Genomic DNA, 15,377 nt, shown 5'->3' on the forward strand with positions numbered 1-15,377 from the left:
ATATACTAATTTCTGACAATCCGTCACTTTGAACATATATTTAAGTTTAAAGCACTAAAACTTTATATGCTATAAATAGATAAATCTATTAAATATTTATAATTATAATATGTTAATTTTGCAACTTGAATATGAAAAGAGACCAAGAAAAGTCCATACAATCAAAAGGAGCGATTACTCGTTTATTAAAACTAGGCAGAAAGCATACCTTATGGTTCTATTCCACTATACTAACGGCTTTATTTCTTGCATTTATTTCTTCGTATCGACCTGTACTCATTAGTCAAGCTATTGATATAGATATATTACAAAATAAAAATTTCTCCGGACTGTACCTTTCATTGCTTTATATATTTATATTGTTAGTTTTAGAAGTAAGTCTTCAATTTTTATTGTCTTACATCTCAAGCTTTTTGGCACAAAATGTAATATATAATTTAAGAATAAAACTTTATAAAAAATTAATCTACTTTAAAACAGCTTTCTTTGATCAAACTCCTTTGGGTGCATTAGTGACTCGTGTAATCTCTGATATTGAAACCATTTCAACCATTTATACGGACGGGATCCTAATGGTTTTAGGAGATATTCTACGGATTGTCTTTGTTATTATTATGATGTACAGTATTAATTGGAAATTAGCAACAGTTGCGTTATTCATTTTTCCGATTATGATATTGATTACAAGAATATTCCAAAAAGCGATTAAGAAAGCTTTCTCACAAGAACGTACCCAAACATCAATTCAGAATAGCTTTTTACAAGAACGCCTCTCAGGAATGATGATAGTTCAGGTCTTCAATCAGAGAAGTAAAGAGTACAAGAATTTCTTTAAAATCAATCAAGAATTAGAAAAAGCATATTTAAAAACAGTATTTTATTTTTCACTTTTTTTTCCTGTTGTAGATATTATCACTGGGATTGCTATAGGAGTGATGATCTGGTTTTCAGGACACGAAGCCTTATCTCAGCAAGGGATTTCTCCAGGAATAGTCATTGCTTTTACCACTTCTTATATCAATATGCTTGTTCGTCCTATGAGACAAATTGCGGACCGATTCAATTCTATACAAAGAGGAATTGTAGGTGCTGAAAGAGTATTTACCATATTAGATTCCAAGGAAGAAATGCCTAATACTGGAACTACAAAGAAAGATCACCTTCAAGGGAGTATTGTTTTTGATCGAGTAAACTTTTCATATACTGAAGATCAACCTATTTTAAAAAATTTATCTTTTAGTGTTCAACCCGGAGAAAAAATAGCTATTGTTGGAGCTACCGGAGCAGGGAAATCTACAATTATAAATTTGTTAAGTCGATTCTATGATATTTCTAGCGGACATATATATATTGACGGTATAAACCTACAAGACTATGAACTAAATAATCTTCGTTCACATATTGCAGTTGTACTACAAGATGTATTCCTTTTTAACCAAACAATATTCCAAAATATAACCTTAGGAAATCCAAAAATTACGTATGAGCAGATACGTGAAGCCGCAAAAAAAATACAAATTGATGATTTTATTATGAGTCTGCCTAACGGCTATTTCTATGAAGTAAGTGAGAGAGGTTCTTCCATTTCACAAGGTCAAAGACAATTGATTTCATTTCTTCGAGCTTATGTATACAACCCTTCTATACTTGTATTGGATGAAGCGACTTCTTCTATAGATTCTAAATCCGAGGGGTTGATACAAGTAGCTACAGAACAGATCACTCAAAACAGAACTTCAATTATTATTGCACATCGTTTGAGTACGATTCATAACGCTGATAAAATTTTAGTTTTAGACCATGGACAAATCAAAGAAATAGGCTCCCATAATGAACTAATGGACAAAGATGGACATTATAGAAAACTTTATGAAGCTCAGTTTTCTAAAAAGTAATGTTTAAATGTTATTTGAAGTAAGAACTTACCGTTTTCTGTACCATTACTCAATAAAGCCAATAAAACAATGTACAAAGTTATTTCACTTTTTCCTAATAATAAGTATAGGTTTCAAAAAATTTTTAAGCATTAGAAACACTCATAAAAAATTAAGAAGTATAAATTTTCTTGTATTATTTAAAATTTTAGAACCCTACATTAACCTATCCTACACATGTATTATACACAAGAATTTCTTAGCAACATTTAATTTTTTCTTAGAAATTATAATAGTAAGTTTTACTAGGTATTATAACAATAAAAATTTAAACTTATCGCTATCAACAATTCTATTGATATCCTTAAAATTTATATAATTATTTTCTTACCCCCCTAAAAATCTAGGGGACTACCGATTATTTTATATATATTTTTTATATTTGCCTATACAAATACACTGAAATGTCAAAATTAAGATTTTACGCACTAAAAAAACTCCCTTATTTACAACCTAGACGTATTGAAATCCCTAAAAAGCTTTCTGAATTGTATTGTGAACATGTTTTCTCCGAATCTACAATGAGAGAATATTTAACTAAAGAAGCATATCAAAGCATTTCTGATGCGATGAAATATGGGAAAAAAATTACCCGAGAAATTGCCGATCAAGTAGCTGTCGCTATGAAGGATTGGGCTATGTCTAAGGGTGCTACACATTATACACATTGGTTTCAACCGTTAACGGGAGAAACCGCTGAAAAACACGATTCGTTTTTTAGCCCTATTGGAGAAGGTAGAGCCATTGAACGCTTTAGTGGTTCTTTGTTGATCCAACAAGAACCAGACGCGTCAAGCTTCCCTAATGGTGGAATTAGAAATACTTTTGAAGCTAGAGGATATACCGCTTGGGATCCTACCTCACCTGCTTTTGTTATAGATACAACTTTGTGTATTCCTTCCGTCTTTGTTTCGTACACAGGCGAAACACTGGATTATAAAACCCCTTTATTAAGAGCTTTACAAGCCGTTGATGAAGCAGCAACAGCCGTTTGCCAATCTTATTTTGATAAAAATGTAACCAAAGTTTCTTCTACTCTGGGTTGGGAGCAAGAATATTTTTTAGTAGATTCTTCTTTATATCAAACACGTCCAGACTTGGTGCTTACCGGTAGAACTCTCTTGGGACATGCCCCTGCCAAAGGACAGCAACTAGAGGATCATTATTTTGGATCCATTCCTACCCGAGTTCGTAATTTTATGAAGGAATTGGAAATAGACTGTATAAAATTAGGCATACCCACCACCACTCGACACAACGAGGTGGCTCCTAATCAGTTTGAATTGGCTCCTTTGTTTGAAGAAGCTAACCTAGCCGTAGATCATAATTCATTACTTATGGATGTAATGAAAAAAGTAAGCAGAAGACACGGCTTAAATATTTTATTCCATGAAAAACCTTTTGAAGGGGTGAACGGTAGCGGGAAACATAACAACTGGTCATTGTCTACCGACACCGGAGAAAATTTGCTAAGTCCGGGTAAAAATCCAAAGAAAAATTTACAATTCCTTACTTTCTTTATCAATACCATTAAAGCGGTACATGATTATGCAGACTTACTAAGAACTTCCATTGCTACAGCTGGAAACGATCACCGCTTGGGAGCCAACGAAGCACCGCCTGCCATCATCTCCATTTTTATTGGTAGCCAATTAACTGCCGTATTGGACGAATTGGAGAAAGTGACACAAGGGAAATTATCTCCGGATGAAAAAACCGATTTAAAGTTAAACATTGTTGGGAAAATTCCAGAACTATTACTGGACAATACTGATAGAAACAGAACTTCTCCTTTTGCCTTTACAGGAAATAAGTTCGAATTCCGCGCTGTGGGTTCCCAAGCCAATTGCGGGGAACCTATGACCGTTTTAAACACCATTATGGCTTACCAGCTTATAAAGTTTAAAAAAGAAGTGGATGCCTTGGTTGGAAAAGGGTTAAAAAAAGATGAAGCAATCTTCAATATTTTAAGAGATTATATTAAAGCTTCCCGTAACATTTTATTTGAAGGAGATGGATACAGCGACGATTGGGTAAAAGAAGCGGAAAAAAGAGGGTTAAAAAATAAAAAGACCACGCCCGAGGCTTTAAAGTTAGAACTTGAAAAAAATTTAATGGAACCTTTTGAAGCTCTTGGCGTTTTAAGTTCTAAAGAAATTGAGGCAAGAAATGACATCAAATTAGAAAAATATTCTAAAATGATTTCTATTGAAGCTAAAGTATTAGGAGATATTGCTAGAAACCATGTGGTCCCTGTGGCTGTTGATTACCAGTCTAAATTAATTGAAAATGCCAAAGGAATTAAGGAGATCTTTGGAGAAAGTGAGATGAAGAATATGTGCTCGGAACAACTGAATTTAATCAAAGAAATATCTTTGCATATTACTGAAATTAAAAGTCATGTAGATCAACTTTTCACAGAAAGAGACAAAGCCATTGAAATTGAAAACCCACAGAAACAAGCCGAAGCTTTCTGCAACCGAGTGAAACCTATTTTTTCTGTAATTCGGGAACATTCCGATGCTTTAGAAATGCTAATTGATAATGAAATGTGGCCTTTGACTAAGTATAGAGAGTTATTATTTACTATACGATAAACAACCGTGAGGTTTGCTTATCTACCTAACTACTGAAAAAACCCGAAAATTTTCGGGTTTTTTTTATATTCTAAAACCTTGTAAATCGATTGCTAGGTTAGCTCGCTCAATATCGTTCATATAACCTCAAATTCTGTTTTTCCTTTAGGTATGTAGAAAGCAATATCTAAAACCAAGTCTTCTTCAGTTTCTTTATTTTCCAGCCTAAGTGCGGAAAGCCCATCTAAATTTTTTAAACATACTCTTTTCCATAGGCTGAATATTCAACAAAAGAATCTTTTGATAAAGGAACGGGCTCAAACCCGGAGGAAAAATCATTGAAAAGCTTTGACATTCTTTCTTTCTTTTCTTCTTCATTCAAATACATAACCGTGGCTGTATTTTCTTCCTTTTTCCTATATAGTTCTTCAATTTCAGAATATTGTTTCTCTGCTATTCTATTTAAAATTTTTTGATATTCTTGTAGTAGTTTTTCTTTCAGGTTAAAGTTAACGTCTTTTAGGTTTATTCCATTTTGCCAAGCGTCTATTTTATAGAGAACTTCTGCATAAAATAAACTGGAAACCTGAGTGAAAGGAATTGCTTTTTGTGCCGGTGGAGTTCTTTGTTCTTCAAATTGTTCTACAAAAACAAAGTCTCCGGAACTCAAATCAAATACTGTTACTTTATATTTAGCATATGCCTTTTCATGCAATTCGGTTTTTCCTTGCAGAGGAAATACTTTAACTTCTACCGTACATTCTCCACTTTCTAAAATACCCTGATTTATAGGTATATCTATAGAGGTTTGTCCTTCTACATTAAAAGAAAAGATTTCTACATCATTTACACGGATTTGAAAAAAGCATTGAAACGCGCTAAAATCAAGCATATAATATAATTTTTTCATCTTATTTGTTTTTTATCTTTTTCATTTTTTCTCTTTCTTAGGATAAGCCATATTAAAGCTCTCTAAAATGGTAATTTCAAAATTGTATATTGAAAAAGTATAATCTATTAAATAGAAAGGTTGTAATATATTATTCATTGTATTTTAAGAGTTTTATACTTAGTCCTTCAAAATTTAAAATCAGGGAATCATTTTCAATAGAATATTTTGCTTTATCTTCTTCATTAGAATTAAGTTCTCGGGTATAAATAAACTGTTTATCTATTCTAAATCTCAAATTTATAGTCTGTTCATTTTTTCCAAAACCAATTTTATAGTTTAGCAGATTATCTTTCTTAAATTCCATTTTTAAACTATCAATAGGTTTTTTTGTATGATAATCAATGATACATCCTTTCCATATTCCAATTATATTAGTATTATTTGAATAACAATTACATGTAATAACTGCTAAAATCAACATAAAAATGATGTAATAAAATATATTTTTCATAATTCTTATATTTTAAATCTAGTTAATATATAATTCTTCAAATGGTATTTGATCTGGTTCTACAAATATTGCTTCTTCTTCATAAGTGTATGGTATGTCTTTTTAAAAATTCTAAATTTCAAACCTTACAATCATTTTGAGATTGGCAGGAAACCATCAGGAAAATGCAAAATAGTAAACTGAGTATTTTTTCATTCTTTCTCTTTCTTAGAATAAGCATAATAAAGCTCCCTAGAATAGTAATTTCAAAATTTCATATAGAATAAGTAAAATCTACTAGATAAAAAGTTTGCAATATATTATCCCTTTTTTATTTTAAATATTTACCTAATAAGATATCTCTGTCTCCCACATGGTAGCCTAAGATAATCCTATCTTTTATTGCTTTTTTACTTATGATAACTAAATTATTACTTACAAATTGAGCAACAGGCATTAAGGTTAATTGATAAATTATCCCATCTTTTACCCAAATAAAATATTGCGGATAATAAACAATATCGCTTCCCCAATCTGATTTTCCTTGTTTTACATACTGAGGTATATTTTTTTCTAATAAATTCCAACCTTCTGCTGAAATAGCAGTTGTAGTATTTTCAATAATTTCTGTAGGGTTACCTAATTTTTCTAATAGATATGTTAATAGCTTAAATGTTTCTTCATGTTGTATATTTACACCCATATATACCACTCTATTATCATAAACTGATATTGATACCCCTAAAATTGGATCAATTAATAATTTTTCATAATTAATATTTTTAGCTGCATTATCATCTCCTATAAAACTATAGCTTATCACTCTTTCCCCATTATCTTCTAACTTTAAAGAGATACTGTCTTTTATATGATTTATTTTCCAATGTCCTTTTTGTTCTTCTTTTTCAAAAAAATTAAATGTTTCTAAAGAATATCTATCAGCAGATTCATTAAAATCTATTGTAGCTAAATCTAAATTTTGACCTTTGCAACTTATCATTAAACTAATTAGAATCAAATAAATAATTATTCTTCCCATAACTTATTTTTTTATTATATATATAATTCTTCAAATATTATTTGATCTGGTTCTACAAATATTGCTTCTTCTTCATAAGTGTATGGTATGTCTTTTTAAAAATTCTAAATTTCAAACCTTACAATCATTTTGAGACTGGCAGGAAACCATCAGGAAAATGCAAAATAGTAAACTGAGTAGCTTTTTCATTTCTTCTTTTTAATTGGGAAATCTGCTTTTTAGTACTTCAATCATTTCAAATCCTTTAGGATTTTCTTCTAAGTATTTTTTTATTGTTTCAGGATTAGTACCTTTATTAGGCACAAAAATTAAACCTCTCTCTACTATTAGAAATATTGTCTCTACAAATCTGATTTCTTCTTCTGTATTGCCTTTTTTATTCCGAGTATGGTGCCTATCTATATAAACCAAACGATCATTTTTTGGATCATCCCATAAATATTTAGCATCTAAGTAGCCTTTTTCTTTTTTTTCATTTATATATTTTTTTATGGGTTCTCCCATTTGGGACAGAAAATAATCGGTAAGCTCCTGTTCTTTTTCTGGATCTTGGATCAAAGCGGAGAAACCTACGTATTGATTATTCTTATAGCTATCCACTGCCAAATAAAGTTCATTATCCCGGGTATTATAATAATTATCAAAAGAATAAGTATTCAAGGCTATGCTACCTATCGTAAAGTGGTCTAACTGTTTAGTGGAATAGCCATAGCGAGGAATATTATAATTGGAATCTTTATGTTGATCTTCCAGTTTATTCAATAGTGTGCTTATATCAGTTCCAAATTTTAAAGCTTCCAAATCAGTTTGGGATTGGCAGGAAATAAAGAATAGGCTACTAAGTAGTAAAGTAAGTATTTTTTTCATTCTTTCTCTTTCTTAGGATAAGCCATATTAAAGCTCTCTAAAATGGTAAATACCTTAGGATCTGTTGAATTAACTACCCTTGTTCCTTGTTTCACAACTATAAGATTGGTAGTTAAAAAAGGATTACCCTTTTTATCAATACTTATATGATCCTGGCTAAACAATATCCATTGGTCTTTAACATACCATACATAGGCTTGTCCGTTATTGGAAGCTTCATGAACCTCCGGTTCTCCATATTGCTTACGTAAATAATCCAATAATTGATTTCCTTCTTTTTCATTAACTAAAGTTAATCTAAATCCTAAATACCGATTCTTTTTAAAATTATCTACAAAAAGATAGGAACGACTATAATCAAGAAGATGACCCTCAGGTAATTCATATTTAGAAAAGGAAACTTCTCCAAATTTATATTGGTCTAAATTCTCGGTTCGGTAACCCAATAAACCATAATTAGGTTCTCTGTCTTCTCTTGTTTCTTTTAAATTTTTCGCAAGGGTAGAAATATCCTCTCCCGGGGTTAAACCTTCCAAATCAATCTGGGACTGGCAGGAAACCATCAGGAAAATGCAAAACAGAAAGCTGAGTAGTTTTTTCATTTCTTCTTTTTAATTGGGAAATCTGCTTTTTAATATTTCTAGTACTGCAAATGCTCTGGGATTTTCTTCCAATAATTTTTTTACATTTTCCGGATTGTTGTTTTTATCTGGCTTGCCTTCTAAATCTCTTTTTACAATTAAAAAATAGGTGTAAACAAATTTCATTTCTTCTTCTGTATTTCCTCTTTTATCTCTGGTATGATGTCGGTAAATGTATACTAGTCTATTCTTCTTAAGATCATCCCATAAATATTTGGCATCTAAGTAACCTTTTTCTTTTTTTTCATTTATATATTTTTTTATGGGTTCTCCCATTTGGGAAAGAAAATAATCGGTAAGTTCCTGTTCCTTTTCTGGATCTTGGATCAGAGCGGAGAAACCTACATATTGATTATTCTTATAGCTATCCACTGCCAAATAAAGTTCATTATCCAGGGTATTATAATAATTATCAAAAGAATAGGTGTTCAAGGCTATGTTACCTATCATAAAGTGGTCTAACTGTTGGGTAGAATAACCGTAACGGGGTATATTATAATTGGAATCTTTATGTTGATCTTCCAGTTTATTCAATAATGTGCTTATATCTGTTCCAAATTTTAAAGCTTCCAAATCAGTTTGAGATTGACAGGAAACCATTAGTAAACAACTTAATAGTAGGGTACATAACTTTTTCATTTTTTATTTATTTATTTTTAATTAATGGTATGTTCGCATCTATATTCAATAATGTTTCTAATTCTTCTATAACATCAAATTTAGGAATAACATCATCATAATTTCCCCGGGCAATTTCCCATTGATTACCTTTGCGTTCGGTTTCTACCTTGTTTTTGTCCTTGGCTATTTTCATGGCTAAGCCTACACTTACATAAATAATGTATTTGGCATTTAATCCATCAAACCCCAACTGAGGGCGATAGTACAGACCTTTGTCATCGTAATTGATGGTATGCCCAAAGGTAATGGAGGATTCTCCACTGCCAGAGGCTTCAAAATAGACATCGGCTTTTACGGTAACCACCACAAATTCCGATTTAATATCTAGATATATATTGTGTAATACTGTTGCTTTTTCTTTTTTGGAAGAAAGAATTATCTTATAATTTCAAATTCTGAATCCATACTCTTTTTATGTATTAATGTAGGAAAACTAAATTCTTCATTATTTTCATTTTTAAAATGTAAGATTGGGCTACCATCTTTTCTTGTTAGATTAATTACCTTTCCTTCTGCATAAAAAATAGGTACCAAACTAAGAGGGAATTCTTGCAACAACATTTTACTTATATTTATTTCTTCTATCACTTGCATCCATTCTAATAAGTTATCTGCATTTTTAATATATAATGCAGTATCTATTTCTTTATATTTTTTATTTTGTAGTGCATTAATTTCCTGATAGTTCTTGTTTTCAAATAAAGAATAAATTTTTTTATAAAAATTCATTGCCTGTTTTATTTGTAATTTATCTTCTGCTAAGATTATTGATTTTTTCCAACCTATTAGTTCATAAGGTACTTCGGCTTGAAAATTTCCTTTAAACTCTAATAAGGGCATTTCTTGCTCTGATAAATCCGGTGTAATGAATTCAAATACTTGAATTAAATTTTGATAAGAGTTATCATAGTTATCATAAAAATAAATTTTTATTCTTAGAGAAGCTTCTTTTCTTAAAAAATTTTCTTCTTTTAAAGGAATTACTCTTATTCTTATATTTTGTATTCCGCTTTCTAAAATGAAATGATTAATAGGATAGTGCGTAGAGAGGCTTCCTTCATCATAATGCAAAAAGACAGGCATATCATTTATATAAATTTCAAAATTGCATATAGAAGAAGTAAAATCTACTAAATAAAAAGGTTGTAATATATTATTCATTGTATTTTTAAGAGTTTTATACTTAGTCCTTCAAAATCTAAAATTAAGGAATCATTTTCAATAGAATATTTTGCTTTATCTTCCTCATTAGAATTAAGTTCTCGGGTATAAATAAACTGTTCATCTATTCTAAATCTCAAATTTATAGTCTGTTCATTTTTTCCAAAACCAATTTTATAGTTTAGCAGATTATCTTTTTTAAATTCCATTTTTAAACTATCAATAGGTTTTTTTGTCTGATAATCAATGACATATCCTTTCCATGTTCCAATTATTTTATTATTAGTATTATTTGAATTACAATTACATGTAATAGTTGCTAAAATCAACATAATAATGATGTAATAAAATATATTTTTCATAATTCTTATATTTTAAATCTAGTTAATATATGATTTATCAAATGGTATTTGATCTGGTTCTACAAATATAGCTTCTTCTTCATATGAGTATGTCTTTTTAAAAATTCCAAATTTTATAGTTCCAATAGCTACAAAATTCGCTTTTATTCCTGCAAATTCTGCTATGGGACTTGCGTAAATCCCTTGATTATCTGCCCCTACTTTTATTCCTCCTGTTACAGATGTCTCAACATTAGCTTTTATCACACCGTCTACTCCAATATAGCCTATTTCTGCTCCTGCCCAAGCTTTAAATTCAACCGTTATTTGAATCTTTCCAGTCACTTTTACTTCTCCACTAGTTTCCTCAGGATATAAAGTATTAATATTCACCCTTCCATTGGCATAGATTCCTCCCGAAAAAATAATTAAAAAATGAATTCCAGCATTCTTTTTTAATTTATCTAATACCCAACTAATTACATTCCCTGCCCCAGGGCAAACAGCATTACCAACACTTTCTATAAATAATTTAAAAACATTAATTGTAAATTCAGCTTCAACAAAAGGCTTTGCATCAACCCCTATTACTACTATAGTAGCTACTTTTGAAGACTCTTTTTTAGCTTTAGCCAAATACCATTGTGCAGAAAAAGCAATAACTGGAGATTTAATTTCAAACATTACCTTTCCCTTAGCTAAAGGGGAATTAGAAATCCCTTGAACTGTTTGTTTTATTTTATTAATAATACCTAGTGTTTTTGCTATTCTTAATCCAAATTCTTGTCCTATTTCTATTTTTTGCGGTAGATTGGTTCCTCTATTCCATTCAGCGTTTAATGATAGTCCAAAATATTGAGCCATCTCACCATAATTTTCAGACCAACTTTGATCTATTAAAGTACCAATTACTTTTTCTTTCCCATCTTTTACATCATATGGATGAAGTTTACTTCCATAAGTATAAGCAAAAGGATATTTATGGCACTATTTAAATTCCAATGTCCATTTAATATCCGGGTATACATGGAGAGCTAAGGTAGGTTGGGTAGTATCCGAATAAAAGGCACAGGAATGTATATGTACTTCGGTATATTTATAGCAATGGGTGCTTCCGGGCCAAATATACTGAAATAAGGGTGCTACATTGTAAGTACTTAACTTGGAGGTAAGCGGTAGAACAATGCTATCTCCTTCCGCTGATTTTTCCAAATTGTATTTGGTCCAAATTTTTCGGCTATGCGGAGTTTGTACATTATTTTTTTCTATAAAACAGGTAAGGGTATTAAAGTCATTTACCTTTATAGTAAGATTATTAGGCGTAGTAGAAGGGGCAACCGTTGCATAGGTAAGGGTTGTATTAGAAAAATTAAAGAGTTTAAAAGTAATTTCTGCTTTGCGTGCTTGTTCTTTCCATTCAGTTTTTTGTATTTTATAAAAGAGGGTTATTTGGTTTTTATTTATTCCATTAGCCACAAAAAAATCGCGAATCGCCTCTGCCCTTTGTAATGCTATTTTATTGTTATATTCGAGGTTCTCCTCGGAGGAGGCAAAGCCGGTAATTTTTAATTGGGATTTATACTGTATGGCATATTGAAGAACAGCTGTAAGTTCGGGCATATGCTCGTTGGAAAAGGAAGTGGTATTTTTTAAGAAATAAACAATGGTTTTGGCATCGTATATTTTAAATCCAGGTATTTGATGGGGGGTATGGCTGTTAAATATACTATAGATATTTTTTTCTTTTCCATGGGTCTCTGTTATTACAATTTCTTCAAAACGACAACTTTCTGCCTGTGCGGAAGAAACAGAAGGCTCTCCCAGCTTGGTTGGGGTAGTATTGTTAGATACAGAAGGAGCTACATTTAATCGATTTACAAAAACTAAAAATCATCCGGTAAAATATTTTCCATTGATGTCTACTACATGGCTAATCTTATTCTCGGGATTTCTTACCCGTAGATAAAAATATTCTTCGGGTTGCCGATCTATTATATTGTACCAAGCTGTAGTTTTTACTTCGGTATTTATTTCTCCATTTATAACGGATGCTGTAAAAGTAGCTACTAAAGGATCTTTAGGGGTATTTTCTAATTTTTTTAAGGCACGGTATACTTCAATTTTTACATTTTTATACCCGTTCATTCCTTCAGTTTGTAACCGAAGCCATATTTTTTCTCCGTAAAAGCACTTATGTTCTGCCCGAATATCGGGCCCGTATTTAAATAAACTCCAAGTACAATCGGTGATTTTAAAATCACAAATTCCTCGTACATAAATACCTGTTTCTCTATTAAAATCCTGATATCCTGATAAAGAGGCTTCTATATAATGCGATTTAAGCCCGCAATATTTCCTTTTTATAGTAAAAAAAAAGTGAAAGCCACTACGTATTTTTGTTGTGGATATAATATTTTTTCGATTTTCGGTTTGCTCCAACCAAGTAACTGGTTTTAACTTATCACTATTTTTTGTATCGTTTAACCATTGTACAACAAAAAAAGGAATCTCAACGGATTGAAATGTGCTTATTTTTACTTCTATTCTGTTGGAATAGGGTATTACTTTTTGTATATTAGATACATTACCAGTTTTTGAGGGATCTATGTAACTTATTTTGGCAACTCCTCTAGGCATAATTTTATTTATTATTATCGTTATCTATCCAACTTTCTTCTTCGTCCTGCATCAATTCATTTAAATCTACCAAAGGATTCAGTTGGCTGTGTATATCTGTGTTTACATTTTTAAAATTTTGTTCAGCCAATTCCATAATTTGTCCATGCCATTCTATGGATATGCAGGGAGTACCGGCAATAGCACAAATGGCTTTGCTATCTTCCAATAAGACTTTCCCCCCGTTGCTCAGGGTAACTTTTTCATAAAAGCCTTGCCATTGAGTCACATTTACTTTGCAGGGTGGTGGCGGGTTTCCCATTTGGGAACAGCTCCCGAAACTATTATTTTCAAAAGTAGCAGTTCCTAACTCCTTTGTGGTTGCAATAAGCTTTTCTGCTCCTTCAGGATCGTTCGCATATTCTTTTTGGTGGCTGTTTACTTTTAGCTGATCGGAGGCAGAGCCAAATTGACAACTACATATAGCTCCTTGTACAACCGCAAATTTTTCACTCATTGTTAGTTAATTTAAAATTTAATATAGCTTCCTTCTCCCTTCTGTTCGAACTCCTTTATGATCATGGTATCTCTCTGCTTACATAGTAAACAGGCCCCGGTCGAAAGTATGGTTTTGGTATGCATAATAATTCCTATCAAAGAAGTTTTCCAAGTTCCCACTGGGCTAAAATTGCAAGTCTCTCGAGTATAGGCACAAAAGCTAAAACCGGAAAGCAGGGTATGGATTTCGGTAACAGCTGGATAATTATCTACCCAAAAGCCGAATTCATCCTCGGGATTTTCTAAAAATCTTCCGTAACAGGCTTCCGAAGAGCAATCTAATTTTGCATTTTCAGTTACCTTGTATTCTTTTTCTTCCCTATTCATAAATTATTTTTTTTATTCAAAAAAATTTTGTCTTTGTGGGCTTTGGGCTCTAGGTCCTCCTATTTCTATTATCCCCTCTTCTTTTATAGTTTTGTTTAGGGGAGGATCTTGGTTTAATCGGGAAGCGGTTAGGTAAATTTTTTTATTCCGTTCTGTTTCCAAATTACATTCCAAATAAAGACTATCTATAATGCCAGTGCCGGGGTGTAAAAAATAATTAGACCTATAAGCACCTTTAGCTTTTTCTTCCTCATGCTCATTGGTGGTATCCTTTTTTAAAGGAATATCCATTGCATTAAGAAAATTATTTAAGCTTCTGGGATCTGCAAGTTCTCCTTTTCTTTCAATTTTAATCAATTTTTGTTTAGCCTCTTCTAACCATTCTATTCTATTTTTTATTACATATTGTACCGGAGCTAGGGTAGGTATAACAGGAAAACGGATAAGCATTTCCTCTACCTCGCCCCGGGTGTTGTATTGACCATACAAATGGGTAAAATAGGCTGTCAAGAAAACCTCTTGTTTCATCGCTTTATTAAATAAATAGGGCTGAAACAGTATTTTTTGAAAGTTGTACAAGTACTTTGTTACACAATTGCCTTTGTATAATTTTTCTATCTGAGGTTTTAATTGATTCCATCTCTCCTTAATTTGGGAAAGATTTTTTACTTTGTAAAAACATCCTTGAGCATCTAAATAAAATTCCATGGGATATAATACAGAAGAGATTTGAGTCGCTAATTCATCTACTAAAAAATTAGGTTCTTTTCCATCTATAAACAATTCTTCTCTATGTATTTTTATTGTGTTTTTTTCCAACCATAGAATTTTAATTATATATGAAAGGCTATTTTCTTTTCCTTCCTCAAAAAATTTTATTTTTACTTGATAGATTTGTTCTGCGGTTGGATGTCTAAGTCTTAATTGGTAAAATGATTGATTGGTAATTTTATGCTGGGCTTGTTCTTCAATTTCCTGAAGGGGTAGATACAAGATTTCTTTTACGGAAGAAGGTATTTTCCCCGAACCTAAGAGATATGGCAACTCACAATGCCGATTATGAAACTCTCGGAGTTGAGCTACGGAAAGGTTCAATTCTTTCGCAATGCTTTCTAAGGTATCTCCTCGAGAAACTTTGTATTTTTCATATTCCATAGTAGATATAGTATCATAATCAATTGAATAAAAGAATTACTTTTTATTTTATCTACAAAATTACTGATTGTTTTCTATATGGAATAAAAAATTAAACCA

17 protein-coding genes are annotated in these 15,377 nt (G+C 31.3%); 2 read left to right on the forward strand and 15 right to left on the reverse strand.

The window, feature by feature from the left end; all coding sequences use genetic code 11:
* Positions 1-131: 131 nt before the first annotated feature.
* A complete protein-coding gene (locus ETU08_RS03255; protein WP_146261581.1) occupies positions 132-1,895 on the forward strand; it encodes an ABC transporter ATP-binding protein in 1,764 nt (587 codons plus the stop codon).
* A gap of 443 nt (positions 1,896-2,338) precedes the next feature.
* Complete coding sequence (locus ETU08_RS03260) at positions 2,339-4,531, forward strand: glutamine synthetase III family protein (protein WP_146261582.1); 2,193 nt, start codon at positions 2,339-2,341, stop codon at positions 4,529-4,531.
* A gap of 232 nt (positions 4,532-4,763) precedes the next feature.
* Here the strand turns inward: ETU08_RS03260 and ETU08_RS03265 are convergent, their stop codons facing one another.
* From ETU08_RS03265 to ETU08_RS03335, 15 genes are all read right to left on the reverse strand, one after another.
* Positions 4,764-5,420, reverse strand: a complete 657-nt coding sequence (locus ETU08_RS03265) for a hypothetical protein (protein ID WP_146261583.1) — start codon at positions 5,418-5,420, stop codon at positions 4,764-4,766.
* Positions 5,421-5,550: 130 nt separating this feature from the next.
* A complete protein-coding gene (locus ETU08_RS03270; protein WP_146261584.1) occupies positions 5,551-5,913 on the reverse strand; it encodes a hypothetical protein in 363 nt (120 codons plus the stop codon).
* 310 nt (positions 5,914-6,223) lie between these two features.
* A complete protein-coding gene (locus ETU08_RS03275; RefSeq protein ID WP_146261585.1) occupies positions 6,224-6,931 on the reverse strand; it encodes a hypothetical protein in 708 nt (235 codons plus the stop codon).
* A gap of 198 nt (positions 6,932-7,129) precedes the next feature.
* Positions 7,130-7,798, reverse strand: coding sequence for a hypothetical protein (locus ETU08_RS03280; RefSeq protein WP_146261586.1), 669 nt, complete (start codon positions 7,796-7,798; stop codon positions 7,130-7,132).
* A complete protein-coding gene (locus ETU08_RS03285) occupies positions 7,795-8,400 on the reverse strand; it encodes a hypothetical protein (RefSeq protein WP_146261587.1) in 606 nt (201 codons plus the stop codon). Before ETU08_RS03285 ends, ETU08_RS03280 begins: the two co-directional genes overlap by 4 nt.
* 9 nt (positions 8,401-8,409) lie before the next feature.
* On the reverse strand, positions 8,410-9,078 hold the full coding sequence (locus ETU08_RS03290; RefSeq protein ID WP_146261588.1) for a hypothetical protein: 669 nt from the start codon (positions 9,076-9,078) through the stop codon (positions 8,410-8,412).
* Between the two features lie 7 nt (positions 9,079-9,085).
* The gene (locus ETU08_RS03295) at positions 9,086-9,424 is read right to left on the reverse strand and encodes a hypothetical protein (RefSeq protein ID WP_185145268.1); all 339 of its coding nucleotides are present in this window, start codon (positions 9,422-9,424) and stop codon (positions 9,086-9,088) included.
* Between the two features lie 71 nt (positions 9,425-9,495).
* The gene (locus ETU08_RS03300; protein ID WP_146261590.1) at positions 9,496-10,281 is read right to left on the reverse strand and encodes a hypothetical protein; all 786 of its coding nucleotides are present in this window, start codon (positions 10,279-10,281) and stop codon (positions 9,496-9,498) included.
* A complete protein-coding gene (locus ETU08_RS03305) occupies positions 10,278-10,643 on the reverse strand; it encodes a hypothetical protein (RefSeq protein WP_146261591.1) in 366 nt (121 codons plus the stop codon). The genes ETU08_RS03300 and ETU08_RS03305 overlap by 4 nt, the downstream gene beginning before the upstream one ends.
* A gap of 18 nt (positions 10,644-10,661) precedes the next feature.
* Positions 10,662-11,486 (reverse strand): hypothetical protein, encoded by an 825-nt coding sequence (locus ETU08_RS03310; protein ID WP_146261592.1) that lies wholly within the window; start codon positions 11,484-11,486, stop codon positions 10,662-10,664.
* 123 nt (positions 11,487-11,609) lie between these two features.
* A complete protein-coding gene (locus ETU08_RS03315; RefSeq protein ID WP_311388696.1) occupies positions 11,610-12,446 on the reverse strand; it encodes an OmpA family protein in 837 nt (278 codons plus the stop codon).
* A 66-nt stretch (positions 12,447-12,512) separates the two neighbouring features.
* Positions 12,513-13,259, reverse strand: coding sequence for a hypothetical protein (locus tag ETU08_RS03320; protein WP_146261594.1), 747 nt, complete (start codon positions 13,257-13,259; stop codon positions 12,513-12,515).
* A 4-nt stretch (positions 13,260-13,263) separates the two neighbouring features.
* A complete protein-coding gene (locus tag ETU08_RS03325) occupies positions 13,264-13,755 on the reverse strand; it encodes a DUF4280 domain-containing protein (protein WP_146261595.1) in 492 nt (163 codons plus the stop codon).
* A gap of 11 nt (positions 13,756-13,766) precedes the next feature.
* Positions 13,767-14,123 (reverse strand): hypothetical protein, encoded by a 357-nt coding sequence (locus ETU08_RS03330; protein WP_146261596.1) that lies wholly within the window; start codon positions 14,121-14,123, stop codon positions 13,767-13,769.
* A 12-nt stretch (positions 14,124-14,135) separates the two neighbouring features.
* Positions 14,136-15,278: a LysM peptidoglycan-binding domain-containing protein gene (locus tag ETU08_RS03335; protein WP_146261597.1), complete on the reverse strand. Its 1,143-nt coding sequence runs from the start codon at positions 15,276-15,278 to the stop codon at positions 14,136-14,138.
* Positions 15,279-15,377 lie beyond the last annotated feature (99 nt).

Origin of the sequence: Apibacter muscae (assembly GCF_007845635.1) — a bacterium.
Taxonomy (GTDB): domain Bacteria; phylum Bacteroidota; class Bacteroidia; order Flavobacteriales; family Weeksellaceae; genus Apibacter; species Apibacter muscae.